Origin of the sequence: Bradyrhizobium sp. CIAT3101, from assembly GCF_029714945.1 — a bacterium.
In the GTDB taxonomy this organism is placed as follows: Bacteria; Pseudomonadota; Alphaproteobacteria; order Rhizobiales; family Xanthobacteraceae; genus Bradyrhizobium.
Window position 1 is genome coordinate 5,238,565 of sequence record NZ_CP121634.1, and the last position, 23,965, is coordinate 5,262,529.

The following is a 23,965-nucleotide window of genomic DNA, read 5'->3' on the forward strand; positions in this document are numbered from 1 at the left end:
CCATGGCGTCATGGCATGATCGCGCAGGCTTCAACCGTGCGCTCGCACGCGTCTCTCACGCCGTCTCCATCCTGATTGCAGCCATCGCCATCGCGCTTCCGAACGTCGCCGCGGCCGGCGACGTCCCGACCTTCGCGGTCGATGCGTCCTGGCCGAAGCAGCTTCCGAACAACTGGATCATCGGCCAGATCGGCGGGATCACGGTGGACTGGCAGGGGCACATCTGGGTGATCCACCGTCCGCGCTCGCTGATCGACGGCGAGAAGGCCGCGACCCTCAATCCGCCGCGGGCAAAATGCTGCGTGCCCGCACCGCCCGTGCTGGAATTCGACGTCGACGGCAATCTGCTGCGGTCCTGGGGCGGGCCCGGCGACGGCTATGAATGGGTCGGCCGCGAGCACGGCATCGAGGTCGACGAGCGTGGCTTCGTCTGGATCGGCGGCAATGCCGACAATGACAGCGCGATCCTGAAGTTCACGCTCGACGGCAAATATCTCGGCCAGATCGGCAAGATCGCGCCGCGCACCAACAGCAACGACACGACGCAGCTCGGTCGTCCGGCGGAGATCGCGATCGACAAGGAGGCCAACGAACTCTACATCGCCGACGGCTACGGCAATCGCCGCGTCATCGTGTTCGACGCCACCACGCTCGCCTACAAGCGGCATTGGGGTGGCCACGGCAAGGCCCCGAACGACGACAAGCAACCGCCTTACGATCCGAGCGCCACGGCACAGGAGCAGTTCGGCAATCCCGTCCACTGCATCAAGATCGCCAATGACGGCCTCGTCTATGTCTGCGACCGCAGCCAGAACCGTATCGAGGTCTTCAAGAAGGACGGCACCTTCGTGAAGGAGTGGGTCTACGAGAAGGATAGCCGTGGTGACGGCGCAGTGTTCGATCTGGCGCTGTGGCCCGATCCAAAGCAGACCTACCTGTTGAATGCCGACGGCACCAACAACGAGATCCGCGTCATCCAGCGTGACGACGGCAGCGTGGTCGGCACCTTCGGCCACAGCGGCCGCAACGCCGGTCAGTTCGAACTGCTCCACGCCATGGCCGTCGACGCCAAGGGGAACGTTTATACCGGCGAGGTCGAGGGCAAGCGCATCCAGAAATTCAAGCTGATTTCGGACGCGCTGGAATAGCGCCTCAACGCATTTTGCCCAAAAGTTAACCGGCGGATGACGCTACGACGCAGTGTCATCCGGCTTTAGGCGCATTGCCGCCGTCCCTGGGACAGGCTACGGAATTTGCCGGAACAAGGCTCCGCAAGAGGGCTGTCCGAATATTTGACAATGGAGGAAACCTTTTATGACGACGACGTTCGCGCGCCGCACCGCGGTCCTTCTGGCCTGCGCCGCCTTCGGATTTTCATCATCAACCTACGCCCAGGACAAGACCGTCACGATCGGCGTGCTCAACGACATGTCCAGCCTCTACGCCGATATCGGCGGTCCCGGCTCCGTCGTGGCGGTGAAGATGGCGGTCGAGGATTCCGGCCTCGCCGCGAAGGGTTGGAAAATCGAGGTCGTCAGCGGCGACCACCAGAACAAGCCTGACGTCGGCGTCAACATCGCGCGGCAGTGGATCGACACCCAGAAGGTCGACATGATCACCGACACGCCGAACTCCGGCGTGGCGCTGGCGGTCAGCAACGTCGCCAAGGAAAAGAACGTCGTCCTGCTCAACAATGGCGGCGCCAGCGCCGACCTGACCGGCAAGGCCTGCAACGCCAACACCATCTCCTATACCTACGACACCTACATGCTTGCCACCGGCACCGGCAAGGCGCTGACCAAGGCCGGCGGCGATACCTGGTTCTTCCTGACCGCCGACTACGCCTTCGGCGCCGCGCTCGAGCGCGACACCAGCGCGGTCGTGACCGCGAACGGCGGCAAGGTGCTCGGCGGCGTCAAGCATCCGCTCAACACCTCCGACTTCTCGTCCTTCCTGCTGCAGGCGCAGAACTCGAAGGCGAAGATCGTCGGGCTTGCCAACGCCGGCGGCGACACCACAAACTCGATCAAGCAGGCGGCCGAATTCGGCATCGTCGAGGGCGGCCAGAAGCTCGCAGCGCTGCTGCTCTTCATCAACGACGTCCACTCGCTCGGCCTGAAGACCGCGCACGGCCTGACCTTCACCGAGTCCTTCTACTGGGACCTCAACGATGCCACGCGCACCTGGTCAAAGCGCTTCCAGGAAAAGACCGCCAACAAGGCGATGCCGTCGATGACCCAGGCCGGCAACTATGCCGGCGTGATACACTACCTCAAGGCGCTCGAGGCGCTCGGCGGCAATCCACATGACGGCGCCAAGGTCGTCGCCAAGATGAAGGAAATCCCGACCGACGATCCGCTGTTCGGCAAGGGTCCGCTCCGCGAGGACGGCCGCCGCATCATCCCGGCCTACCTGTTCGAGGTGAAGAAGCCCGAGGAGTCGAAGGGCCCGTGGGACTATTACAAGCTGGTCTCGACCATCTCGGCGGAAGACGCGGCCAAGCCGCTCAAGGACAGCGAGTGTCCGCTGGTGAAGAAGTAACCGCGTAGCTGTCGCAATGCTTTACGACGTCGTGCCCGGGCTCGTCCCGGGCATTTTCGTTTCAGACCAGGATTCGCTGCCGCAGGGTGGGCAAAGCGACTTGTCCGCCGTAGCTCGAAGAGCGAAGGCGGAAGCGTGCCCACGGCTTCTGGAAATCATGAACAGGCGGTGGCCACGGCGCTGACGCGCCTTTGCCCTCCCTACGAGACCGTCTTCGTTGCTGCCAGCGTCCGCACCGCGATGGCTACGCAAATCACCATCAACGTGGCTGCGAGCAGGAACGGTGCGCCGGGCAGATGCAACGGCGCGCTGCCGCCGATGAAATACGAAAACGTCAGCGTGAACAGGAAGGGACCGACGAGCTGCGCCACGCTCTGCACGCTCGAGGTCGCGCCCTGCAACTGGCCCTGCTGATCCGGCGCGACCAGCCGCGTCATCAGCGACTGCATCGCAGCGCCGGAGATACCCCAGAGGGACAGCACGGGAATGCCAAGCCAGGAGAGCGGTCCGGTCGGAGCCGCACCCAGGATCACGAAGCCGATCGCGCCACAGCACAGGCCCATCAACATCGCGTTGCGTTCGCCGAGCAGGCGCACGATGGGACCGATGGCGAGCCCCTGCACCACCATGGCGCAGACGCCCACCATCGCCAGTGTCAGTCCGACGGTCTTTGAATCCCACCCGTAGCGATAGGTCGCATAGAGCACGAAGGTCGATGGCAGCACGACATGCGCCACCTGGGCGATGAAATTGACGACCGACAGCGCCGCCAGCCCGGCGCTTGAACTCAAGAGGTGCAACGCGCCGACCGGATTGGCGCTCCTCCAGCGGAACGAGGCGCGCTTCTCCGGCGCCAGCGATTCCGGCAGGATCAGCAGGCCATAGAGCGCATTGGCAAAGCTCAAGCCTGCCGCCGCCCAGAACGGCAATCGTGGATCGATATCACCGAGCAGGCCGCCTACTGCCGGCCCCAGGATGAATCCTGCACCGAACGCAGCACCGATCTTACCGAACACCGCCGCGCGCCGCTCCGCCGGCGTGATGTCGGCGATATAGGCGAAGGCGGTCGAGATGCTGGCCGAGGTGATGCCGGAGATCACGCGGCCGACGAACAGCCAGGTCAGCGACGGCGCGAGCGCCATCAGCACGTAGTCGGCGGCGAGCCCGAAATTCGACAGCAGCACCACCGGCCGGCGCCCGAAGCGGTCCGACAGCGCGCCGAGCAGCGGAGAGAATACGAACTGCATCAGCGCCCAGGCCGTGCCGAACAGGCCGAAGATGCGGGCTGCATGCGCGGTGTCGTTGCCGACAAAACTCTCGATCAGCTTGGGCAGGATCGGCATGATCACGCCGAGCGCGAGCATGTCGAGCAGGATGGTGACGAAGATGAAGGCGACCGCCCCGCGCCGGACCGGCGCAGCGCCTTGCGCTATCGCCTCGCCGGCTTCGCCGCTCACGACGGCCGCTTGCGCTTGTGCGCGAAGGGATTGGCCTTCTCGCGCAGGGTGATGCGCACCGGCGTGCCCGGCAGATCGAAGGCCTCACGCATCGAGTTGACGAGGTAGCGCAGGTAAGACTGCGGCACGGCGTCCGCGCGCGAGCAGAACAGCACGAAGCTCGGCGGGCGCGCCTTGGTCTGGGTGATGTAGTTCAGCTTCAGCCGGCGGCCGGACACCGCGGGCGGCGGATTGGCCTGGATCGCCTGCTCGAACCAGCGATTGAGCGCCGAGGTCGGCACGCGCCTGTTCCAGAGCGCGTAGGCGTCCTGGATCGCCTGCATCAGGCGATCGATGCCCTCGCCCATCAGGCCGGAGACGGCGACGATCGGCACGCCCTTGAGCTGCGGCAGCCAATGATCGGCGTCGCGGCGCAGACCCGAAATCGCGCCGCCGCCCTTGGTCTCCATCAGGTCCCATTTGTTGACGGCGAGCACGACCGCGCGGCCCTCGCGCTCGATCAGATCGGTGATGCGCAGATCCTGCTCCTCGAAGCGGTTCTGCGAGTCCATCATCATCACGACGACTTCGGCGAAGCGCACGGCGCGCAGCGCATCGGCCACCGAGAGCTTCTCCAGCTTCTCCTCGATGCGCGAGCGCCGGCGAAGGCCCGCGGTGTCGAACACGCGAAAATCGCGGCCCTTCCAGTTGATCTCGACCGCGATGGAATCGCGCGTGGTGCCGGCCTCCGGGCTCGTCAGCAGGCGCTCCTCGCCGAGCAGATGGTTGATCAGCGTCGACTTGCCGGCATTGGGACGACCGACGATGGCAACCCGGATCGGGCGCGTCGCGGCCTCTTCCTCGGTCAGCGGCTCGTCGTCCTCGGCCTCATCCTCGTCGACGGGCTCCGGCATCAGCTTGGCGAGTTCGTCGTAAAGCTCGCCCATGCCCTCGCCGTGTTCGGCCGAGATCTGGATGGGATCGCCGAGACCAAGCGCAAAGGACTCCATCGCGCCGGCATCGCCGTGCTTGCCCTCGCTCTTGTTGGCGACCAGCAGCACCGGCTTGTTGGCCTTGCGGGCGAAATCGGCGAAGGCGCGATCTGTCGGCGTGAGGCCGATGCGGGCATCGATCACGAAGAACAGTGCATCGGCCTGGGCGATCGCCGCCTCGGTCTGCTCCTGCATCCTCGCCGTCAGCGAGCCCTTGGCGCCTTCGTCGAGGCCTGCGGTGTCGATGATGGTGAATTCGAGATCGCCGAGCCTGGCCTCGCCCTCGCGGCGGTCGCGGGTGACGCCTGGCAAATCATCGACAAGCGCGAGCTTCTGTCCCACCAGGCGGTTGAACAGCGTCGACTTGCCGACATTGGGCCGGCCGATGATGGCGATCGTAAAGGACATCAGTCATTCGTGCGCCGTCGAGATAGCGCCTGTCAAATCGGTGGAAAATATCAGCGCGAGAAACTGCCGCTGGGCATCGGCGCCGGGAAGGCTCCCTGCGTCTGCTGTTGCTGGGTGGTCTGCGCCGATTGCGCCGGCTGCTGTGCGGATTGATCCGGCGGCGGCGCGGTGGTGCGCTTGCGGACGATCTTCTGCTTGGGGGGCGGAGCGGCCGGCGCCGGTGCTGCCTCGGGCTGAGCCTCGCCGTCGACCTCACCGGCCGGCGCTTCAGCCGGTGCGGCTGCAGTCGCGGCCGGCTGCTTGGTCTTCTTACCCTTGGCGGATTTCGACGATTTGGCGGTCTCAGCCGGCGGCGGCTCGGCCGGCAACGCCGCGACGGCAGGCGCGTTCGGATCCTGCTGTTGCTGCGCGCCCTTGTACATGTCCTTCGGCACGCCCTGCTCCAGACCTGGCACGCCCTCGGGGAACACCGGCTTGCGCTCGCCCGGCAGCTTCTTCTTGGTGTCGAGGAAGTCGAGGAGATCGCTCGGATCGAAGCTGGAGCAACCGCCCAGGACGCCCGTGAAGGCGATCAGAACGGCGGCTGCGATCAAACGTGGCGTGCGGCGCATATCAGAATCTCGTCTGGGCTCTCGGGACCGTCGGCTCAGCTCTTGGCGACGGGCGGCAGCAAGGCCTGAAGCGCCTCGGCGCGCGAGCGCAGGCCCGGCGGCGATTCGCCGTCCTCGGCGATCGCGTCGACCCATTTGCGTGCCGCGGTCATGTCATTGTTGCGCCAGGCCGACAGCGCCAGCAATTCGCGGGCGCTGTGGCGGAAGGTCGATTTGGGCTCGGCAGAGGTTTCCAGCCGCTGCTGGATGTCGGCGTAGCTCGCGCTGTCCACCAGCAGGCCGGCCGCGCGAATCTTGGCAAGATCCCGCCATTCGCTGCCGACGCCGCTGTCGGCGGCGATGTCGTCATACATCTTGGCGGCAGCCTTGGGATCGCGGGCCGAGGCCTCGGCTGCGGCGCGGAGCCGCGCCAGGGTGCGGTAGCCGGACGGAGCCTTGGCAGCGAGATCGGCAAAGGCCGTCTCGGCCTCCGCGTGCTTGCCCTGCTCCGATAGCTCCACGGCCTTCTCGAAGGTCGCGCCGGCCTCGGCGGCCTTCTTGGCCTCGAGATACTGGTAGCCGCGCCAGCCGCCCACGGCCGCCACGACCAGCACCATCAGGGCGATGAAGTAGAGCGAATATTTGTCCCACAGCTTTTTGAGCTGCTCGCGACGTACTTCCTCGTCGACTTCGTCAAATAATTCAGACACTTATGCTAATCCCATGCCCGGCCGGGAGCGCGCGCCAGATCGTGCGCGTCTAAAGCCCGTCCCCACGTGGCGGCGGCGATACTCTATCGATATGGCGGTGGCAAGGCAAAGCAAGGCCGATCAAGGCGTTAACACGCGATCCGGGATATCCCGGTACCCCACCCGCCTCCATTCAGGCCCCGACCAGCAGCTCCCGCAGCTGGCGTTTCACCACCTTGCCGTTGGCGTTGCGCGGCAGAGGCTCCGCGGTGACCGTCATGGTCTCCGGCACCTTGTAGTCGGACAGGCGCTCGGCGCACCAGGCCTTCAAGTCGTCGGTGCCGACCTGGACGCGGGTGACCACGACCGCGTGGACGCGTTCGCCCAGCACCGGGCATGGCCTGGCGATGATCGCACTCTCGACCACGCCCGGGTGGCCGGCGAGCACGGATTCGACCTCGGCCGAATAGATCTTGAGGCCGCCGCGATTGATCATGTCCTTCTGCCGGTCGAAGACACGGACGAACCCTTCGGCGTCGACCGAGCCGAGATCGCCCGAATGCCAAAAGCCGGCAGTGAAACTTTCCGCTGTCGCCTTCGGGTTGTTCCAGTAGCCCTTGATGACGGAGGCGCTCTGGATCCAGAGCTCGCCGATCTCGCCGGGCGGCAGCTCGCGTCCCTCGGTCCCCATCGCGATGATCCGCGCGCCGGGACACGGCAGGCCGACGCTGTCGATATGGCTCTCCGTCAGCTCGCCCGGCATGATGGTGGACGGCGACGTGGTCTCGGTCGCGCCGTAGCAGTTCGCGAGCTTCAGGCCCGGAATCGTCGCCTTGAGCTTCTCGATCGTCGCAACCGGCATCGGCGCGCCGCCGAAACCACCGATGCGCCAGCTCGAGAGATCATAGCTGTCGAAATCCGGCTGGAGCAGGCAGAGATTGTACATCGCCGGCACCATCACCGTGTAGGTGACGCGCTCGCGCGCCGCGAGCTTGAGATAATCGGTAGCCTTGAACTCCGGCATGATGATCAGCGCGCCGCCGCAGCAGATCATCGTCGTGATATTGGCGACGACGCCCGTGACATGGCCGAGCGGGACGGCTGCGATCGAGCGGTCGACCTTCGTCAATTGCAGGCAGGACACGAACACCATCGAGGAATGCACGATGTTGCAATGGGCGAGCATCGCGCCCTTCGGCTTGCCCGTGGTGCCCGAGGTGTAGAGGATCATCGCGGTATCCTCCTCGTTCACTTCGACCGGTGCTATGGCCTGTGCGTTGTCGGCGAGCACCGCGAAGCGCGACAATTGCGGATCATTGTCGACGGCGACGCGATGAACGACATCAGGCACATCCTGTGCGTCCGGCAACCGCGCGGCGAGACCGGCTTCGTGGATCAGGATTTTGGCGCCGCAATCGGTGAGAACATAGGCAATCTCCGGCTTCTGCTGGCGCGTGCTGAGCAGCACGGTGACCAGCCCCTCATGCGCTGCGGCAAACAGCAGCAGCGGAAATTCGATGCGGTTGCCGAGCAGGATCGCGACGCGGTCGCCGCGCTGCAGGCCGAGCTTGCGAAAGCCCGATGCAATCCGCGCGGCCTGCTCCACCGCCTGTCGCCAGCTGAGGCGAACGTCACCGCAGACCAGCGCTTCGCCATCGCCGTTGCGCGCGGCAGCCTCCGCGATCATCGCCCAGAGACTAGCCGGCCGGTCGGTGAAGGCCGGGACCACCCGATCGCCAAAGCGCGCCTCGAACCGCATCGGCGGAATCTGAGATTGCGACCAGTCCATCGGAGGGTCCTCGTCTTGTTGCTTTTGTCACCTTCCGCACATGAGTACGGAGATGATGTCTTGCGCCGATCGGCTAGCCGCCCATGACGGGAACGCCGATCACAACAGGGTGGAACGCAAACGCCAGCGCCAGATAGGCGACGATACCGACCGCAACAGCGATCAGATCGTTGGTGACGCCGCCCACTGGAATCGGCGGGCCACCGGCATCCTTGCGATGCTTGAGCGAAATACGATCATAGACCCCCCACCCCAGAAACGAGCCGAACAGGATGATGGAGCCGAGATCGCCATTGGCGAGCAGATGGGCCGCCGCCCACAGCTTGATGCCGGCGAGCATCGGATGCTTCAGCGTCGCGTAGATGCGGCCCCGCAAATATGACGCGACCACCAGGATGACGGCAGGCAGCATCAGCGCGACCGTGATGTGCTTCATCGCCTTCGGCGGATACCAAACATCGATCCAGCCGGTCGCGCGATAATGGCCAAAGCCCCAGACGATCAGCGCCAGCCCCGCGAGCGAGACGACCGAATAGAGGATCTTGTAGGTCCCCTCACCCAGCCGCGCGATCGCCTGCGCGCGTGCCTCTCGTTTCGTTGTGAAAACATGGGCGGCGAAAAACAGCACCAGCCCCAGGATCATGACCAGCAGACCCACGACATCCTCCCCTCAACCAGCGCCCCCGGCCATGGCGTATCACCGATCGGCCGCCGGTCGCAACTGATGCGCTACTTGCCAGTCTCTCGATTATCGACATAGCGGATCGCGATCGGACGCCCGGCCAGGGCACCGCCGAGGCCGCTGGTGAAGTTCAACGGCAGGCAGGCGTTCAGCGATGAATTGATCGCGTTGAGATAGGCCGTCCTTGTGTCCGCCGGAACGCCTGCGGTCGCATATGTCAGGCGCGGCGGGCCGATCAGCCCCCCGGTCTTGTTAAAGCTGAAACGCACCGCCATCTGCATGCCCGCGCGGGCATTGTCCGATGGCGGCGACCAGCAGGTGCGCAGCTCGGCAAAGAGGTCGCCGATCGTATCGAGATCGTGATCCGGCCTCTGGTACTTGGCCCGATCAGCCTCTGACGGGACGCTCTCGATCGTGAGCTGGAGGTTCTGCCCGTAGGGATAGTCCATCTCGGGAATGCAGGGCCCGTGATCGAGCGGGCTGCAATAGGACGGCGTGCAGGGACGGCCGTCGAGCACACTGCACGGCTCGTGCGCAAACGGGATCGGATTGATCTGCCGGCGCTGCGCGTCGGCCGCGACGGTTGAGATCGCCAGAAGGAGAAAGACGAGGATGCCACGCCACATGATGCGCGCTCGCGATATCATGTAGACCAACGTGGCACCGCCGCAGCAAGCGTCAAGCCCGCGCGCGTTCACATGCTCGCGCTTAAGCCGCCGGGGTGCGCCCTACCCCTTCTTCTTGACGTCCTTGACGTTGGTGAACTCGATCCCCTCGGCGCGTTCCCTGGTGTAGCCGAGATAGAACTCGTTCCGTGCCAGATACACGGGATCGCCATCGACGTCGTCGGCGATGCTGGAGGTGTTGGAAGCAATGAAGGTGTCGAGCTTCTTGCGGTCCTCCGAGGAGACCCAGCGCGCGAGCTGGAACTCGCTGACCTCGAACTCGACCGGCAGCGAGTATTCCGCCTCGAGCCGTGCCTTGAGCACGTCGAGCTGCAGCGCGCCGACCACGCCGACCAGCGCCGGTGCGCCGTCGCGCGGACGGAACACCTGCACGACGCCCTCTTCCGACATCTGCTGAAGCGCTTCCTTCAGCTTCTTCGCCTTCATCGCGTCGGTGAGACGCACCCGGCGAACGATTTCGGGCGCGAAGCTCGGCACACCAACGAAGTTGAAATCCTCGCCCTCGGTCAGCGTGTCGCCGATGCGCAGCGTGCCGTGATTGGGAATGCCGACGACGTCGCCTGCAAAGGCCTCGTCCGCGACCGAACGGTCCTGGGCAAAGAAGAATTGCGGGCTCGACAGCGGCATGCTCTTGCCGGTGCGCACCAGCTTCGCCTTCATGCCGCGGCTGAGCTTGCCTGAGCACAGCCGCGCAAACGCGATGCGGTCGCGGTGGTTCGGATCCATGTTGGCCTGGATCTTGAACACGAAGGCGCTCATGCGCGGGTCGGTGGCTTCGACCTTGCGCTGGTCGCTGTCCTGCGCACGCGGTTCGGGCGCGAACTTGCCGAGGCCTTCCAGGAGATCGCCGACGCCGAAATTGCGCAGCGCGCTGCCGAAATAAACCGGCGTCAGATGGCCCTCGCGAAACGCGTCGAGCTCGAACGGCTTTGAGGCCTCGGTCACGAGCTCGAGCTCGTCCTTCACCCCGGAGACGTCGAGATTCGCATTGAGCTTGGCGAGCTCGGCGATCTCGATCTGCTGCGCAGCGCCCGTCTTGGCGCCGCCACCCTCGAGCAGGCGTACGCCGCCATTGACGACGTCGTAGGTGCCGAGGAAGTCGCGGCCGCGGCCGACCGGCCAGGTCATCGGCGTGGTGTCGAGCGCCAGTGTCTTTTCGATCTCGTCGAGCAGCTCGAAAACGTCGCGGCTCTCGCGATCCATTTTATTGATGAAGGTGATGATCGGGATGTCGCGCAGACGACAGACCTCGAACAGCTTGCGCGTCCGCGCCTCGATGCCCTTGGCCGCGTCGATCACCATGACGGCGGAATCGACCGCCGTGAGCGTACGATAGGTGTCTTCCGAAAAGTCTTCGTGGCCCGGCGTGTCCAGGAGGTTGAAGACCAGGCCTTCAAACTCGAAGGTCATGACCGAAGTCACGACCGAGATGCCGCGCTCGCGCTCGATCTTCATCCAGTCCGAGCGGGTGTTGCGCCGTTCGCCCTTGGCCTTGACCTGCCCGGCCAGATTGATGGCGCCGCCGAACAGCAGCAGCTTCTCGGTCAGCGTGGTCTTGCCGGCGTCCGGGTGCGAAATGATCGCAAACGTACGCCGCCGCGACACTTCTGCGGCAAGCGGGGAACGGGCCGGCGATTCGGCTGTGGTGGCGATGTCGGACATGGCGGGAGCGTTTGGCAGGGAAAATGGGCCCAATCAAGCCTCATTTGGTGATTGCGGAGCCCTTCGGCCAGCCCCATATCGGCTTCCGGGAGGACGACCTTCCTGCTCATCAGCATAGCAGCCTGCGGGGACGACCCTGCCTTGAATGGAGGGTCGTCATGGCCTGGAGCATCCTGTTCGTCGCCGGTCTTCTCGAGATCACCTGGGCGATTGGCCTGAAATATACCGAGGGCTTTACCAGGCTGGTTCCGTCCATCATCACGCTCGCGGCCATGGCCGGCAGCGTGATCCTGCTCGGTTTGGCGCTCAAGTCGCTGCCGGTCGGAACCGCCTATGCGGTCTGGACCGGGATCGGTGCAGTCGGCACCGCGACGCTCGGCATCATCCTGTTCGGCGAGCCCGCCACGGCCTTCCGGCTCGCCAGCATTGCCCTGATCGTCGCCGGCATCGCGGGGCTTAAATTCGTTACCTGAGGAAGAACTGGACCGCCCACCAGGAGAGTGCTGCGACGATGGCCGAGGCCGGGATCGTGATCACCCAGGCATAGACGATCGAGCTTGCCACGTTCCAGCGTACGGCCGAGACGCGCCGCGCGGCGCCGACGCCGACAATGGCGCCGGTGATGGTGTGAGTGGTCGAGACGGGAACGCCGAGGAAGGTGGCTATGAACAGGGTCGCCGCCCCGCCGGTCTCGGCGCAAAAACCCTGCATCGGCGTCAGCTTGGTGATGCGCAGCCCCATGGTGCGGACGATACGCCAGCCGCCCATCAACGTGCCCAGCGCCATCGCCGACTGGCAGGAGAGCACCACCCAGAACGGCACCGTGAATTCGCCGCCGAGATGGCCCTGCGAATAGAGCAGCACGGCAATGATGCCCATCGTCTTCTGCGCATCATTGCCGCCGTGCCCGAGCGAATAGAGCGAGGCGGAGGCGAATTGCAGGATGCGGAAGGCGCGGTCGACCGCGAACGGCGTCGAGCGCACCGAGAGCCAGGATACGACCGCAACCAGCATCATCGCGAGCAGGAAGCCGACCAGCGGCGACAGCACGATCGCCAGGACCGCCTTGGTCAGCCCGCTCCAGACCGCCGCCGAAATTCCGGCCTTGGCCATGCCGCCGCCGACGAGCCCGCCGATCAGCGCATGCGACGAGGAAGACGGGATGCCGAGCGCCCAGGTCACGAGATTCCAGACGATGGCGCCGACAAGCGCTGCAAAGATCACCTGGGCATCGACAATTGCGGGGTCGATGATACCGGTGCCGATGGTCTGCGCGACATGCAGGCCGAACACCATGAAGGCGACGAAATTGAAGAACGCAGCCCAGAACACCGCGAATTGCGGCCGCAGAACGCGGGTCGAAACGATGGTCGCGATCGAATTGGCGGCATCGTGCAGGCCGTTCAGGAAATCGAACAGCAGCGCGACGGCAATCAATCCGACCAGGACGGGAAGACCCAACGCAGCATCCACGGCGCGGCCCCTGCCCTAAACTTGCTCGATGACGATGCTGTTGATCTCGTTCGCGACGTCGTCGAAGCGATCGGCCACCTTTTCGAGGTGGTCGTAGATTTCGACGCCGACGATGAAGTCCATCGCACTGCCGTCGCGGTGCTTGAGGAACAGCTCCTTCAGCCCGATGTCATGGAGGTCGTCGACGCGGCCTTCGAGCTTGGTCAGCTCTTCAGTGATCGCGGTCAGCATCGCGACGTTGGGCCCGATCGACTGCATCAGCGGCAGCGCACGTCCGACCAGATTAGCGCACTCGATCAGGAGCGCGCCGATCTCGCGCATGGGCGGCTCGAAAGTGCGGACCTCGAACAGCATCACGGCTTTGGCAGTCTGCTGCATCTGGTCGATGGCATCGTCCATCGAGGTAATGAGGTTCTTGATGTCGCCGCGATCGAACGGCGTGATGAACGTGCGGCGCACCGCCGTCAGCACCTCACGGGTGATGTTGTCGGCATCGTTCTCGAACTGGTTGACACGCTGACAGTAGACCGGCGTCTCCTCGCCGCCGTTCAGCACGCCCTGAAGCGCGATCGCGCCCTGGATCACGGTCTGGGCATGACGGTCGAACAGGTCGAAGAAGCGTTCTTCCTTGGGCAGGAAAGCACGAAACCATCGCATCATGGGAATAGTCTACCGGCTGGACATGGCCCGACCCGAACGGATCGTCACAAAACTGTCATAGACCATTTTCGTTCCGCGCGCGTGTCATCTCACGCCCGCGGAGCCGGATCATCCACCGGATTTACGCACCAACGGAATTGGTGCGATATCAGTGATTTAGAGCGACCGCCGGAAGTAATGGGCAAATTCGCCGACGACACCACGGCGGAAGGTGAGCACGCAGATCACGAAGATCGAGCCCTGGATCACCGTCACCCACTGGCCGAAGCCGGCCAGATATTGCTGCATGGCGATGATCGCGAAGGCGCCGACCACGGGACCGAAGACGGTACCGAGACCGCCAACCAGCGTCATCAGCACGACTTCGCCCGACATCGACCAGTGCACGTCGGTGAGCGAGGCATTCTGCGCCACGAACACTTTCAGCGCGCCGGCAAAGCCCGCCAGCGTCCCCGACAGGACAAACGCCAGGAACTTGTACTGATCGGTCCTGTAGCCGAGCGAGATGGCGCGCGGCTCGTTCTCGCGGATCGACTTCAGGACCTCGCCGAACGGCGAGTTGATGATGCGATAGATCAGCAGGAAGCCCGCAAGGAAGCCAACCAGCACGACGTAATAGAGCACGGTCGGCTTCGACAGGTCGAGCACACCGAACATCCGCCCCTGCGGAATGCCCTGGATGCCGTCCTCGCCATGGGTGAACGGCGCCTGCAGATAGATGAAGTACAGAAGCTGCGACAGCGCCAGCGTGATCATCGAGAAATAGATGCCCTGGCGGCGGATCGAGATGTAGCCGGTGATGAGCGACAGCCCGAACGCGGCGGCTATGCCGACGAGGATGCCGAGTTCAGGCGGCAGCGCCCATACTTTCAGCGCGTGCGCGCTGCAATAGCCCGCGGTGCCCATGAACATCGCATGGCCAAACGACAACAGACCGCCATAGCCGATCAAGAGATTGAAGGCGCAGGCAAGCAGCGCAAAGCACAGCGCCTGCATCACGAAGAACGGATAGATGCCGCTGAAAGGCACCGAGGCCAGCAGCAGCGCCATCACCACGAAGACGATCATCTCGTCGCGCATCGCCCGCGGAGCTACCGGCAGCGTGTCGTCCGTCAAGGCTGTCATATCAGGCTGCCCTTCCCGTCAATCCCGTTGGCTTCACCAAGAGCACCAGCACCATCAGCACGAACACGACGGTGTTGGAGGCCTCGGGGTAGAAATATTTGGTCAGGCCCTCGATCACACCGAGCGCGAAGCCGGTGATGATGGAGCCCATGATCGATCCCATGCCGCCGATCACCACCACCGCAAAGACCACGATGATCAGGTCGGCGCCCATCAGCGGCCGCACCTGGTTGATCGGCGCCGAGAGCACGCCGGCGAGCGCGGCCAGGCCGACGCCCAATCCGTAAGTCAGCGTGATCATGCGCGGCACGTTGATTCCGAAGGCGCGCACGAGCGTCGGGTTTTCAGTGGCCGCGCGCAGATAAGCGCCGAGCCGCGTCTTCTCGATCAGGAACCAGGTCGCAAGACACACCACCAGCGAGAAGATGACCACCCAGCCGCGATAGATCGGCAGGAACATGAAGCCGAGATTCATGCCGCCCTTGAGCTGATCCGGAATGGCATAAGGCAGGCCGGAGGACCCGAAAAAATTCTGGAACACGCCCTGCACGATCAGCGCGATGCCGAAGGTCAGCAGCAGACCATAGAGATGGTCGAGCCCGGTCAGGAATTTCAGCATGGTCCGTTCCAGAATCATGCCGAAGATGCCGACGATGATCGGCGCCAGCAGCAGCGCCCACCAGTAGCTGATGCCGCCGAGGTTCAGCAGGAAATAGGCGACGAAGGCGCCCATCATGTAGAGCGCACCATGGGCGAAATTGATGATGTTGAGCATGCCGAAGATGACGGCGAGCCCGAGACTGAGCAGCGCGTAGAACGAGCCGTTGATCAGTCCCACCAGTAGCTGTGCGTAGAGAGCCTGCATCGATCCAGCACCCAGTCCCTTCGGCGTTCCCAAAGTAGCGCCCGCCGGTCATCGCCGGCGGGCTGTTGGTCTCACTTCTTAAGCAGCGCGCACTTGCTCTCGGAGAGCGGCGTGAAGGCCTGATCGCCCGGCACCGTGCCGACGAGCTTGTAGAAGTCCCACGGTCCCTTGGACTCGGAGGGCTTCTTCACCTCGAACAGATAGGCGTTGTGGATGGTGCGGCCGTTGGGCTGGATCTCACCCTTGCCGAACAGATCGTCTTCCGTCGGCATCGACTTCATCTTCTCGACGACCTTGACACCGTCATGAGGATTGCCGCCGAGCCCGTCCAGCGCCTTGAGATAGTGGCGCACGCCCGCATAGACACCCGCCTGCACCATGGTCGGCATCGCGCCGTTCTTCATTTTCTCCGAGAACCGCTTGGAGAAAGCCCGGGTCTGGTCGTTCATGTCCCAGTAGAAGGTCTCGGTGAAGTTCAGGCCCTGCGCGGTCTCCAGGCCGATCGCCTTGACGTCGGTGAGGAACAAGAGCAGCGCCGCGAGCTTCTGACCGCCCTTGACGATGCCGAACTCGGCCGCCTGCTTGATCGTATTGGTGGTGTCGCCGCCGGCATTGGCAAGGCCGATGATCTTGGCCTTGGAGGCCTGCGCCTGCAGCAGGAAGGACGAGAAGTCCGGCGTGTTGAGCGGATGCTTGACGCCGCCGACGACCTTGCCGCCGTTGGCGGTGATGACGGCGGTGGTGTCGCGCTCAAGCGCCGCACCGAAGGCGTAGTCCGCGGTCAGGAAGAACCAGGTGTCGCCGCCGGCCTTCACCAGGGCCTGGCCCGTGGTGTGGGCCAGCATGTAGGTGTCGTAGGTCCAGTGCACGGTGTTGGGCGAGCACTGCGCGTTGGTGAGATCGGAGGTCGCCGCGCCCGAATTGATGTAGACGCCGTTCTTTTCCTTCACGACGTTGTTGACCGCGAGCGCCACGCCGGAATTCGGCACGTCGACGATGATGTCGACCTTGTCGACGTCGAACCACTGCCTTGCGATGGCGGTGCCGATATCCGGCTTGTTCTGGTGATCGCCCGAGATGATGTCGATCTTCCAGCCCTTCGCGGCGAGGCCGGAATCTTCCACCGCCATCTGGGCTGCGAGCGTCGAGCCGGGCCCACCGAGGTCCGCATAGAGACCGGACTGATCGGACAGCGCGCCGATCTTGACCGTCTTGTCCTGCGCGAAAGCCGCGCCAGCGGTGGTAACGGCCAACGCCGTGCCGAGCAACAACGATGCAATCGACTTTTTCATGCTACTTCCCTCGTGAATCTTCTCGTGACCGTCCGACCTCTGGCCGGACTAGACGCCGAGATAGGTGTGGAGCTTGTCCATGTTGGCGGCAAGCTCCGCATTGGAAAATCCGTCAATGATCTTGCCGTGCTCGACGACGTAATAGCGGTCGGCAACGGTGGATGCGAACCGGAAGTTCTGCTCGACCAGAAGGATCGTGAAACCTTCCTTCTTCAGCCGCGCAATGGTGTGACCGATCTGCTGAATGATGACAGGCGCAAGACCTTCGGTCGGCTCGTCGAGCATCAGGAAGCTGGCGCCGGTGCGCAGGATGCGCGCGATTGCGAGCATCTGCTGCTCGCCGCCGGACAGCTTGGTACCCTGGCTGTTGAGCCGCTCCTTCAGGTTCGGAAACAGATCGAAGATCTGTTCGAGCGGCAGTCCGCCCGGGCGCACCACCGGCGGCAGCAATAAATTCTCCCGCACGTCGAGACTGGAGAAAATCCCCCGCTCTTCCGGGCAGAACGCGATGCCCATCCGCGCGATCTTGTCGGAGGTCGCGCGGATGATGTCCTGGTTGTTGAATTTGATCGAGCCGGCACGCTTGCCGATGATGCCCATGATCGACTTCAGCGTGGTGGTCTTGCCGGCGCCGTTGCGCCCCAGCAGCGTGACGACCTCGCCCGCGTTCACGTCGAAATTGATCCCGTGCAGGATGTGGGATTCGCCGTACCAGGCCTCCAAGTTCCGGACCTGGAGGATGTTACCGCCGGTTGCGGCCTTCGCCGGAGCTTCGGCCATTGCAGTCTCAGGCATGACCAGCTCCCAGATAGGCTTCCTTGACGCGCTCGTCCTTGGTGAGATCGGCGTAATTGCCCTGGGCGAGCACCTGCCCGCGCGTCAGCACGGTGATGATGTCGGAGAGATTGGCCACGACGCTCAAATTGTGCTCGACCATCAGGATGGTGTACTTCGCCGAGATACGCTTGATCAGCGCTGCGATCTTGTCGATGTCCTCGTGGCCCATGCCGGCCATCGGCTCGTCCAGCAGCATCATCTCCGGATCGAGCGCCAGCGTGGTCGCGATCTCGAGCGCGCGCTTGCGCCCGTAGGGCATCTCGACCGCCGGCGTATTGGCAAATTCGCTGAGGCCGACATCGTTCAACAATTCCAGCGCGCGGTTGTTGAAACGGTTGAGCACCGATTTCGAACGCCAGAAATCAAACGAGCTGCCGTGCTGACGCTGGAGCGCAACACGGACGTTTTCCAGCGCGGTCAGGTGCGGAAACACCGCCGAGATCTGGAACGAACGCACCAGCCCCAGGCGCGCAACATCGGCGGGTGCCATCGCGGTGATGTCCTGTCCCTTGTACAGGATTTTTCCGGCAGACGGTTTGAGGAACTTGGTCAGAAGATTGAAGCACGTCGTCTTGCCGGCGCCGTTCGGGCCGATCAACGCGTGAATACTCCCACGGCGGACCTTGAGCGCAACGTCGCGGACGGCGAAGAAGCCCGCGAACTCCTTGGTCAAGCCTTCCGTTTCGAGAATGAACTCATCGGCCAAACAGATTTCCCCCTGCCCGCGCAATACGCGTGGCTGTCCTTGTTACTTCGGCTTTCCGGAGGCCTTGGAGCCTTCCCGGAACGCCGCCTCCGGGCGCGGAATATGCCGGAGGTGACGGGGGTTAGGCAAGGCGGAAAGCTGAGCAGGTCAGGCCTCCGGCCGGGAGTCTTATGCTCCCTTAGTTGGAGGTTTTGTGATGTTGCGCCTGCCGGCCTTCCGGTTCGCAAGACACCGGTCATCAAGCCGTCGTTAACGGTCTTTGGTCCCGCGCGCCAGCCTTCATCAAAAATTTCCCCACCGTGGCGATCATGTGCGGGTTTCATTCGCCGGGAATATTGTTTTGGATTTCGCCAGCGCCGCTCCCTCCGTCGTCAAATCGATCAAGCAGCGTGACCTGCTCAACACGTGGCTGCGACTTTATGCGCGCCAGCAGGCTGCGCCGGCGATCTGGGAGTATCAGCCCGCGCGACTCGAGGAAGAGCTGTCCGATCTCATCTACTACACGGTGGACAATTCGCCGGCGACGCCTCGCCTGACCATTCAGAGCGAGGGCACACGGATTTCGCGCGCTTATGGCCATACCGGCAAGGGAATCCTGCTGGAGGATTATGTCGGGCCGCGGCTCGCGCCCTTCGTCATGCCGGTCTACCACGAATGCGTCGCCCGCGGCCTTCCGGTCTACAGCGTTGCCGAGGTCGACGACATCTACGGCCGCGTCGTCGCCTATGAACGGCTGTTGCTGCCCTTCCTGACCGACGACAAGGTCAGTCACGTCATCGCTTCGCTCAAGACCTTCTGCGAGGACGGCGGCTTCGAGATCAAGAATCTGCTGCGCGGAAATGACGCGCTGCCGCGGCCGAAACTGCGCACGGTGATCGACCGCGAACTGTTTCACCGCGCCCCCGGACGCATCGCCGCCGCTGACGTCGTCGAATTCGCCGATCAGCCCGGCGGTCCTGATATCACCGCCGAAATCATCGAGCTGAATTAGCTTTTGCGCGATTTGGCGCCGACTTCCTTGTCGTAGATATCAGGCTTGAAGCCGACCAGCAGCTTGCCGCCGATGTCGAGCACCGGCCGCTTGATCATCGATGGTTGCGCTAGCATCAAGGCCAGGGCCTTCTTCTCGGTCAGACCTTCCTTGTCGGCGTCCGGCAACTTCTTGAAGGTGGTGCCGGCGCGATTGAGCAACGTCTCCCAGCCGACCTTGTCGCTCCATTGCTTGAGCTTGTCCTTCTCGACGCCGGCGGCCTTGTAGTCGTGGAACTCGTAGGCGACGCCGTGACCGTCAAGCCAGGCGCGCGCCTTCTTCATGGTGTCGCAGTTCTTGATGCCGTAGATGATGTTGGGCAAGACGATCCTCGCGCATGCGTCGTGACGTGCTGTGGCGTTGTACGAAACTCCGGTTCGCGCGACAATATTGCCAAAGACGCTTTCGACCTCTTCCGAACGGACACATCATGCACGTGACCCACGATCCCGCGGCATCCGCCTCGCCGACCATCGACTTCAACACATTCCTCGCGGTCGATATCCGCGTCGGCACCATCGTCGACGCAAAGCCGTTTCCCGAGGCGCGCAAGCCGGCCTGGCGGCTTTGGATCGACTTCGGCCCGGCCATCGGCGTGCGCAAGAGCTCGGCGCAGATCACCGAGAACCATCCGCTCGAGACGTTGGTCGGACAGCAGGTCGCGGCCGTCGTCAATTTCCCGCCGCGCCAGATCGGGCCTGTCGTCTCGGAGGTGCTGACGCTCGGCTTCCCCGATGCCGACGGCAAGGTCGTGCTGATGCAGCCGAGCAAGCCGGTGCCGAACGGCGGGCGACTGTTCTAGCGGAATCGCCTTCGCGGACTCTCTCAGATCTCGTCCGGTTTCTTCGGCTCAATCGCCCGGACTTGACCGGAAACCGCCTTGCCATTAAAAATGACTGACTGATCGTTTTTTATTAAGGTAAGCTTCGTGGGAGCCATTTCTGGCTGCCTCCTAAAACGATCGCTCGGTCAGTTATTTACGGACGGGACGGATGCCCAAGATCAGCGACAAGAAGCGTGAAGACCGGCGCCAGCAGATCCTCGAAGCCGCGCTCGCCTGCTTCTCCGAAGACGGATTTCACCAGACCGGCATGGCCGATATCGTCAAGCGGTCCGGCCTGAGCCACGGCGCGGTCTATCTCTACTTCCAGAGCAAGGACGATCTGATCGAGGCGCTGGCCGACGACCGGCATCGCCGCGAGGCCGTCCTCAACTCGGTCGCGCAAGGCTCGGGCGATCCGATCGAAGGATTGCACGCGCTGGTGCGCGTCTACGCGCAATGGCTGACCGATCCCGCCGGCGAAGCGCGGCGCCGCGTCGGCATCCATGGCTGGGCCGAGGCGCTGCGCAACCGCCGCGTCCGCACCAGCGTTGTCGAAGGCATCGACATGCCGCGCGCGCTGATCGTGGCGCTGGTCGAACGCGGCCAGCACGACGGCCTGATCAAGCACGATCTCGGCGCCGATGCGATCTCGCGCGTGCTGGTGGCGATCTTCCAGGGCTTTGTGCTGCAAAAATGCTGGGGCGAGGATTTTGACGTCGCCGCCTGCATGGCGACTGTGACCGGCGTGATCGATGGCTTTCGTACGGCCAAGCCCGACATCAAGCGACGAACGAGGACGTGAACGATGTCGGCAATCCACGACCTCCTCGCCGGTGCCGGCGTCGGTCTCATCGGCGGACTGACCTCGGGCTTCATGGGCACGAGCCCGGGCGGCGGCCTCGTCATCTTCACGGTGCTGCTGCTCGGCGCCGAGCAGCACGTCGCCCAAGGAACCTCGCTGATCACGCAGGTCCCGCCGACAGGTCTCGCCGGCGTACGTCGTTACTGGCAAAGCGGCAATCACAGCCCGTTACTGTGGATTGTCTGGATCGGCGTCGGATTTCTGATCGGCGGCGCGGGCGGCGGCTACGCCGCGGCCGCCGTCTCCGACGCGGTGCTGCAATGGACCTACGTCGCCTACCTGGTCGCTCTCATCGCGCTTCTGATCCTGCGTCGTGACCGCAAGGACGGTAGCAGCCCCACCACTGATCAGGACCACCTGCCCTGGCTCCCCCTGCTGCTCATCGGCGTGCTTGCCGGCTTCTCCTCCGGTTTCATGGGCATCGGCGGCGGACTTGCGATCACGGTCGGCCTCGCCGCGGGCCTGCGCGTGCCGCAGCATCAGGCCCAACTCATCAGCCTCATCTTCTCGGTGATCCCGACCAACATTCCGGCCGCCTGGATCTACTGGAGCAAGGGACTGATGGTCGGCTGGCCGGCCATCATCGGCATTATCGCCGGCCTCTGGGTCGGCACCGATCTCGGCGCACGGGCGGCGAACGGCGCCAGCAAGGCGGTGCTGCGCCAGACGATGATCGCCCTCGTCGTGCTGATGGCGCTCTACATGACCTACAAGGCGCTGGGCTAGCTTCAAGGCCGCTTCGGAATATTCAATCCGCGCTCAACGGCCGGACGGGCTAGCCCGCGCTCAAGCCAGGCCGCGACCGACTTGAATTGGCTGAATGCGACGAGATCGCCGGCACCGTAAAAGCCGATGAGGTTGCGTACCCAGCCAAGCATGGAGATGTCGGCGATGGTGTAGTCGTCATCCATGAACCATTGCCGTCCGGCGAGATGCGTCTCCATCACGCCGAGCAGGCGCTTGGACTCGCCCACGTAACGCTCCAGCGGGCGCTTGTCCTCAAAATCCTTGCCGGCGAATTTGTTGAAGAAGCCGACCTGGCCGAACATCGGCCCGATGCCGCCCATCTGGAAGTGCACCCACTGGATCGCCTGGTAGCGCCGGGCGGCGTCCTGCGGCAGCAGCTTGCCGGTCTTCTCCGCGAGATATTGCAGAATCGCACCGGACTCGAACAGCGGCAGCGGCCTGCCGCCGGGACCGTTGGGATCGAGGATCGCCGGGATCTTGCCGTTGGGATTGAGCGAGAGGAATTCCGCCGTCTTCTGGTCGTCCTTGCCGAAGTCGACGAGATGAACCTCGTAAGGCAGCCCGATCTCCTCCAGCATGATCGAAACCTTGACGCCGTTCGGCGTCGGCAGCGAATAGAGCTGGAGCAACTCCGGATGCTTGGCAGGCCAGCGCTTGGTGATCGGAAATGCGGACAAATCGGACATCGGAACCCCGGCTTCATGCGTGAGATGGCGCTTAATCTAGGCGAGCCATCGAACGGCGCAAGGCCGGGTCATTCAGTCAAACTACAACGGCCGCAGCAAATGATTGGTGGCGTAGAGCGCTTCGCGCTGGGCGCGCTGCTCGATGAAGAGTTGCCCGGTGACGAGCAATGCTCCGGTGAAAACGAGCGCGAGCATCGCTGTCGCGAACTGGCTGGCATCATTCATCGCACGAGCTTCTCTCAATTCGGTTCGCACGGGGAACGCGCGCCGGCCATCGCCAGTTCCTCCATGGTTCAAATAATTTGCCTGTTTTTCCCGAGTTCGGCCTGCAGCCCGACGCCCTCAGTAATTGATCTCCATGCGCAGCCCGCGCGGATCGATCTCATCCCCGCCGACGCGCTGCCTGCTGTCCCGCGCCGCGACCGCGCAGGCGCAGGCATCGATGAGATCGTCGCGGCCAATGCCGGTGCCGTGCCGCTGCGTCAGCCATTTCGGCAAGCGCGTGAAGCCGCGCTGCGCCAGCAGCGCGATGCGTTGCTCGCGGCCTTGCGCCGATGTCTTCCTCGCAAGCCGGATACGCCCTGAGAGATTCCAGAAAATCAACTCCGGATGCGCTTCGCCGATTGTCGCTTGCCGCGACGGCGTCATGATCGCGTCGACGTCCCTGATCTTGTCCCTGATGTTCCAGAGCTGCGCCGAGACACCCCTGCCCTTGCCTTCGTGCTCCCAATAATGCCGATTGGCCGACGCCATGTCGGAAAATAACCAGAGATCGCGGCGGGCCCCGAGAAACACCGCCGGGCCCACCATTTCGCGTGCACGCAGATCGCATGTTCGATAGCCGGTCGGCTTCAACCCGATCGGCATATCGATCATCGTACGCGCATGCGGCATCGAGAGTAGGCGCGAAAGGCCCGGCGAATAATCGAAACCGTGATCGCCGCGATCATCGATCCACGCGGCGACCCAGCCGAAACGAAATCCGTCGAGACCGAGATAGTTGTTCACGCGTCCGGTCCCGCCTTCCACCAATACTCGCTCATCCAGCGCCCCGATGCCCCTCGAACAGCCGTTGTGCCAGCAGCGCATGGCCGAGCGTGCCGCCGGCGCGCACGGCGGCTGCGATCAGCGCAGCTTCCGCCACCTCTTCGCGCGAGGCACCGGCTTTCGCGGCCTGCGCCGTATGCACATCGAGGCAATAGGCACATTGCGTGGTGAGCGCGACGGCGAGCGAGATCAGCTCGCGATATTTCGGCGGGATCAATCCGTCGTGGCGCTCGACCGCGTGGTTGAACGCGAGGAACGCATTGGCCTCGATTGGCGCCAGCGCGACGAAGGCCGGGATCGACTTCAGATCGTCAGGGGTTTGATAATCGGTCATGGC

At 63.8% G+C, this 23,965-nt stretch carries 27 protein-coding genes; 7 read left to right on the forward strand and 20 right to left on the reverse strand.

All coding sequences use genetic code 11. The annotated features are described in order from the left end of the window. Window positions 1–2 precede the first annotated feature (2 nt). Window positions 3–1,148: a hypothetical protein gene (locus QA645_RS24885; protein WP_283044280.1), complete on the forward strand. Its 1,146-nt coding sequence runs from the start codon at window positions 3–5 to the stop codon at window positions 1,146–1,148. Window positions 1,149–1,314: 166 nt separating this feature from the next. Beyond that, window positions 1,315–2,541, forward strand: a complete 1,227-nt coding sequence (locus QA645_RS24890; RefSeq protein ID WP_283044281.1) for an ABC transporter substrate-binding protein — start codon at window positions 1,315–1,317, stop codon at window positions 2,539–2,541. A 200-nt stretch (window positions 2,542–2,741) separates the two neighbouring features. Here the strand turns inward: QA645_RS24890 and QA645_RS24895 are convergent, their stop codons facing one another. The 8 genes from QA645_RS24895 to QA645_RS24930 form a co-directional block, all read right to left on the reverse strand. Continuing rightward, window positions 2,742–3,998 carry a TCR/Tet family MFS transporter gene (locus QA645_RS24895; RefSeq protein WP_283044282.1) on the reverse strand — a complete coding sequence of 419 codons (1,257 nt, stop codon included), beginning with the start codon at window positions 3,996–3,998 and terminating at the stop codon, window positions 2,742–2,744. After that, entirely contained in the window at window positions 3,995–5,377 is a 1,383-nt protein-coding gene (gene der / locus QA645_RS24900) for a ribosome biogenesis GTPase Der (protein ID WP_254130956.1), read from the reverse strand. The genes QA645_RS24895 and der overlap by 4 nt, the downstream gene beginning before the upstream one ends. A 50-nt stretch (window positions 5,378–5,427) precedes the next feature. Beyond that, complete coding sequence (locus QA645_RS24905; RefSeq protein WP_254130955.1) at window positions 5,428–5,988, reverse strand: hypothetical protein; 561 nt, start codon at window positions 5,986–5,988, stop codon at window positions 5,428–5,430. Between the two features lie 35 nt (window positions 5,989–6,023). Further along, on the reverse strand, window positions 6,024–6,677 hold the full coding sequence (locus QA645_RS24910; protein WP_254193326.1) for a tetratricopeptide repeat protein: 654 nt from the start codon (window positions 6,675–6,677) through the stop codon (window positions 6,024–6,026). 172 nt (window positions 6,678–6,849) lie between these two features. Further along, window positions 6,850–8,445 (reverse strand): class I adenylate-forming enzyme family protein, encoded by a 1,596-nt coding sequence (locus QA645_RS24915; RefSeq protein ID WP_283044283.1) that lies wholly within the window; start codon window positions 8,443–8,445, stop codon window positions 6,850–6,852. A gap of 73 nt (window positions 8,446–8,518) precedes the next feature. Continuing rightward, window positions 8,519–9,103: an NnrU family protein gene (locus QA645_RS24920; protein WP_254193324.1), complete on the reverse strand. Its 585-nt coding sequence runs from the start codon at window positions 9,101–9,103 to the stop codon at window positions 8,519–8,521. 71 nt (window positions 9,104–9,174) lie between these two features. Continuing rightward, window positions 9,175–9,753 (reverse strand): hypothetical protein, encoded by a 579-nt coding sequence (locus QA645_RS24925; protein ID WP_283044284.1) that lies wholly within the window; start codon window positions 9,751–9,753, stop codon window positions 9,175–9,177. Between the two features lie 102 nt (window positions 9,754–9,855). Next, the gene (locus QA645_RS24930) at window positions 9,856–11,475 is read right to left on the reverse strand and encodes a peptide chain release factor 3 (RefSeq protein WP_254130950.1); all 1,620 of its coding nucleotides are present in this window, start codon (window positions 11,473–11,475) and stop codon (window positions 9,856–9,858) included. A gap of 158 nt (window positions 11,476–11,633) precedes the next feature. On the opposite strand from QA645_RS24930, the gene sugE reads away from it, so the two are divergent. Beyond that, on the forward strand, window positions 11,634–11,948 hold the full coding sequence (sugE, locus tag QA645_RS24935) for a quaternary ammonium compound efflux SMR transporter SugE (RefSeq protein WP_283044285.1): 315 nt from the start codon (window positions 11,634–11,636) through the stop codon (window positions 11,946–11,948). Here sugE and QA645_RS24940 read toward each other — a convergent pair. The 7 genes from QA645_RS24940 to QA645_RS24970 all read right to left on the reverse strand — a co-directional run bounded on the left by QA645_RS24940 (window position 11,941) and on the right by QA645_RS24970 (window position 18,433). Next, window positions 11,941–12,948: an inorganic phosphate transporter gene (locus QA645_RS24940; protein ID WP_283044286.1), complete on the reverse strand. Its 1,008-nt coding sequence runs from the start codon at window positions 12,946–12,948 to the stop codon at window positions 11,941–11,943. The two genes, sugE and QA645_RS24940, sit on opposite strands and share 8 nt — an antisense overlap. A gap of 15 nt (window positions 12,949–12,963) precedes the next feature. Further along, on the reverse strand, window positions 12,964–13,608 hold the full coding sequence (locus tag QA645_RS24945) for a DUF47 domain-containing protein (protein WP_234680631.1): 645 nt from the start codon (window positions 13,606–13,608) through the stop codon (window positions 12,964–12,966). A 156-nt stretch (window positions 13,609–13,764) separates the two neighbouring features. Beyond that, entirely contained in the window at window positions 13,765–14,733 is a 969-nt protein-coding gene (locus QA645_RS24950; RefSeq protein WP_283044287.1) for a branched-chain amino acid ABC transporter permease, read from the reverse strand. Window position 14,734: 1 nt separating this feature from the next. Beyond that, a complete protein-coding gene (locus QA645_RS24955; protein ID WP_283044288.1) occupies window positions 14,735–15,598 on the reverse strand; it encodes a branched-chain amino acid ABC transporter permease in 864 nt (287 codons plus the stop codon). A gap of 71 nt (window positions 15,599–15,669) precedes the next feature. After that, on the reverse strand, window positions 15,670–16,890 hold the full coding sequence (locus QA645_RS24960) for an ABC transporter substrate-binding protein (RefSeq protein ID WP_283044289.1): 1,221 nt from the start codon (window positions 16,888–16,890) through the stop codon (window positions 15,670–15,672). Between the two features lie 48 nt (window positions 16,891–16,938). Then, window positions 16,939–17,685 (reverse strand): ABC transporter ATP-binding protein, encoded by a 747-nt coding sequence (locus QA645_RS24965; RefSeq protein WP_254130945.1) that lies wholly within the window; start codon window positions 17,683–17,685, stop codon window positions 16,939–16,941. After that, window positions 17,678–18,433 carry an ABC transporter ATP-binding protein gene (locus tag QA645_RS24970; RefSeq protein WP_254130944.1) on the reverse strand — a complete coding sequence of 252 codons (756 nt, stop codon included), beginning with the start codon at window positions 18,431–18,433 and terminating at the stop codon, window positions 17,678–17,680. Before QA645_RS24970 ends, QA645_RS24965 begins: the two co-directional genes overlap by 8 nt. A 340-nt stretch (window positions 18,434–18,773) precedes the next feature. On the opposite strand from QA645_RS24970, the gene QA645_RS24975 reads away from it, so the two are divergent. Continuing rightward, window positions 18,774–19,424: a PAS domain-containing protein gene (locus tag QA645_RS24975; protein ID WP_283044290.1), complete on the forward strand. Its 651-nt coding sequence runs from the start codon at window positions 18,774–18,776 to the stop codon at window positions 19,422–19,424. On the opposite strand, the gene QA645_RS24980 is transcribed toward QA645_RS24975, so the two are convergent. Beyond that, entirely contained in the window at window positions 19,421–19,786 is a 366-nt protein-coding gene (locus QA645_RS24980) for an ArsC family reductase (protein ID WP_254130942.1), read from the reverse strand. The two genes, QA645_RS24975 and QA645_RS24980, sit on opposite strands and share 4 nt — an antisense overlap. 107 nt (window positions 19,787–19,893) lie before the next feature. Here QA645_RS24980 and QA645_RS24985 point away from each other — a divergent pair, with 107 nt between their 5' ends. The 3 genes from QA645_RS24985 (at window position 19,894) to QA645_RS24995 (ending at window position 21,874) form a co-directional block, all read left to right on the forward strand. Further along, window positions 19,894–20,265, forward strand: a complete 372-nt coding sequence (locus QA645_RS24985; protein WP_128961888.1) for a tRNA-binding protein — start codon at window positions 19,894–19,896, stop codon at window positions 20,263–20,265. 190 nt (window positions 20,266–20,455) lie between these two features. Further along, window positions 20,456–21,088, forward strand: coding sequence for a TetR/AcrR family transcriptional regulator (locus tag QA645_RS24990; protein WP_254130941.1), 633 nt, complete (start codon window positions 20,456–20,458; stop codon window positions 21,086–21,088). A 3-nt stretch (window positions 21,089–21,091) separates the two neighbouring features. Beyond that, the gene (locus QA645_RS24995) at window positions 21,092–21,874 is read left to right on the forward strand and encodes a sulfite exporter TauE/SafE family protein (protein WP_283044292.1); all 783 of its coding nucleotides are present in this window, start codon (window positions 21,092–21,094) and stop codon (window positions 21,872–21,874) included. Window positions 21,875–21,876: 2 nt separating this feature from the next. Here QA645_RS24995 and QA645_RS25000 read toward each other — a convergent pair whose 3' ends face one another. From QA645_RS25000 to QA645_RS25015, 4 genes are all read right to left on the reverse strand, one after another. Further along, on the reverse strand, window positions 21,877–22,581 hold the full coding sequence (locus QA645_RS25000) for a glutathione S-transferase N-terminal domain-containing protein (protein WP_283044293.1): 705 nt from the start codon (window positions 22,579–22,581) through the stop codon (window positions 21,877–21,879). Between the two features lie 81 nt (window positions 22,582–22,662). Beyond that, window positions 22,663–22,806, reverse strand: coding sequence for a hypothetical protein (locus QA645_RS25005; protein ID WP_254130938.1), 144 nt, complete (start codon window positions 22,804–22,806; stop codon window positions 22,663–22,665). 117 nt (window positions 22,807–22,923) lie between these two features. Then, window positions 22,924–23,589 carry a DUF429 domain-containing protein gene (locus QA645_RS25010; RefSeq protein ID WP_283044294.1) on the reverse strand — a complete coding sequence of 222 codons (666 nt, stop codon included), beginning with the start codon at window positions 23,587–23,589 and terminating at the stop codon, window positions 22,924–22,926. Between the two features lie 31 nt (window positions 23,590–23,620). Continuing rightward, entirely contained in the window at window positions 23,621–23,962 is a 342-nt protein-coding gene (locus QA645_RS25015) for a carboxymuconolactone decarboxylase family protein (protein WP_283044295.1), read from the reverse strand. Between the last annotated feature and the right edge of the window lie 3 nt (window positions 23,963–23,965).

Excerpts from the sequence above, each read along its gene's own strand:
- QA645_RS24995 (WP_283044292.1), top strand. The coding sequence starts at position 21,092 with ATGTCGGCAATCCACGACCTCCTCGCCGGTGCCGGCGTCGGTCTCATC.
- QA645_RS25015 (WP_283044295.1), bottom strand. The coding sequence starts at position 23,962 with ATGACCGATTATCAAACCCCTGACGATCTGAAGTCGATCCCGGCCTTC.
- QA645_RS24965 (WP_254130945.1), bottom strand. The coding sequence starts at position 17,685 with ATGCCTGAGACTGCAATGGCCGAAGCTCCGGCGAAGGCCGCAACCGGC.
- QA645_RS24915 (WP_283044283.1), bottom strand. The coding sequence starts at position 8,445 with ATGGACTGGTCGCAATCTCAGATTCCGCCGATGCGGTTCGAGGCGCGC.
- QA645_RS24890 (WP_283044281.1), top strand. The coding sequence starts at position 1,315 with ATGACGACGACGTTCGCGCGCCGCACCGCGGTCCTTCTGGCCTGCGCC.
- QA645_RS24885 (WP_283044280.1), top strand. The coding sequence starts at position 3 with ATGGCGTCATGGCATGATCGCGCAGGCTTCAACCGTGCGCTCGCACGC.
- QA645_RS24960 (WP_283044289.1), bottom strand. The coding sequence starts at position 16,890 with ATGAAAAAGTCGATTGCATCGTTGTTGCTCGGCACGGCGTTGGCCGTT.
- QA645_RS25000 (WP_283044293.1), bottom strand. The coding sequence starts at position 22,581 with ATGTCCGATTTGTCCGCATTTCCGATCACCAAGCGCTGGCCTGCCAAG.
- QA645_RS25005 (WP_254130938.1), bottom strand. The coding sequence starts at position 22,806 with ATGAATGATGCCAGCCAGTTCGCGACAGCGATGCTCGCGCTCGTTTTC.
- QA645_RS24955 (WP_283044288.1), bottom strand. The coding sequence starts at position 15,598 with ATGCAGGCTCTCTACGCACAGCTACTGGTGGGACTGATCAACGGCTCG.
- sugE (WP_283044285.1), top strand. The coding sequence starts at position 11,634 with ATGGCCTGGAGCATCCTGTTCGTCGCCGGTCTTCTCGAGATCACCTGG.
- QA645_RS24925 (WP_283044284.1), bottom strand. The coding sequence starts at position 9,753 with ATGTGGCGTGGCATCCTCGTCTTTCTCCTTCTGGCGATCTCAACCGTC.
- QA645_RS24985 (WP_128961888.1), top strand. The coding sequence starts at position 19,894 with ATGCACGTGACCCACGATCCCGCGGCATCCGCCTCGCCGACCATCGAC.
- QA645_RS24905 (WP_254130955.1), bottom strand. The coding sequence starts at position 5,988 with ATGCGCCGCACGCCACGTTTGATCGCAGCCGCCGTTCTGATCGCCTTC.
- QA645_RS24930 (WP_254130950.1), bottom strand. The coding sequence starts at position 11,475 with ATGTCCGACATCGCCACCACAGCCGAATCGCCGGCCCGTTCCCCGCTT.
- QA645_RS24990 (WP_254130941.1), top strand. The coding sequence starts at position 20,456 with ATGCCCAAGATCAGCGACAAGAAGCGTGAAGACCGGCGCCAGCAGATC.
- der (WP_254130956.1), bottom strand. The coding sequence starts at position 5,377 with ATGTCCTTTACGATCGCCATCATCGGCCGGCCCAATGTCGGCAAGTCG.
- QA645_RS24945 (WP_234680631.1), bottom strand. The coding sequence starts at position 13,608 with ATGATGCGATGGTTTCGTGCTTTCCTGCCCAAGGAAGAACGCTTCTTC.
- QA645_RS24950 (WP_283044287.1), bottom strand. The coding sequence starts at position 14,733 with ATGACAGCCTTGACGGACGACACGCTGCCGGTAGCTCCGCGGGCGATG.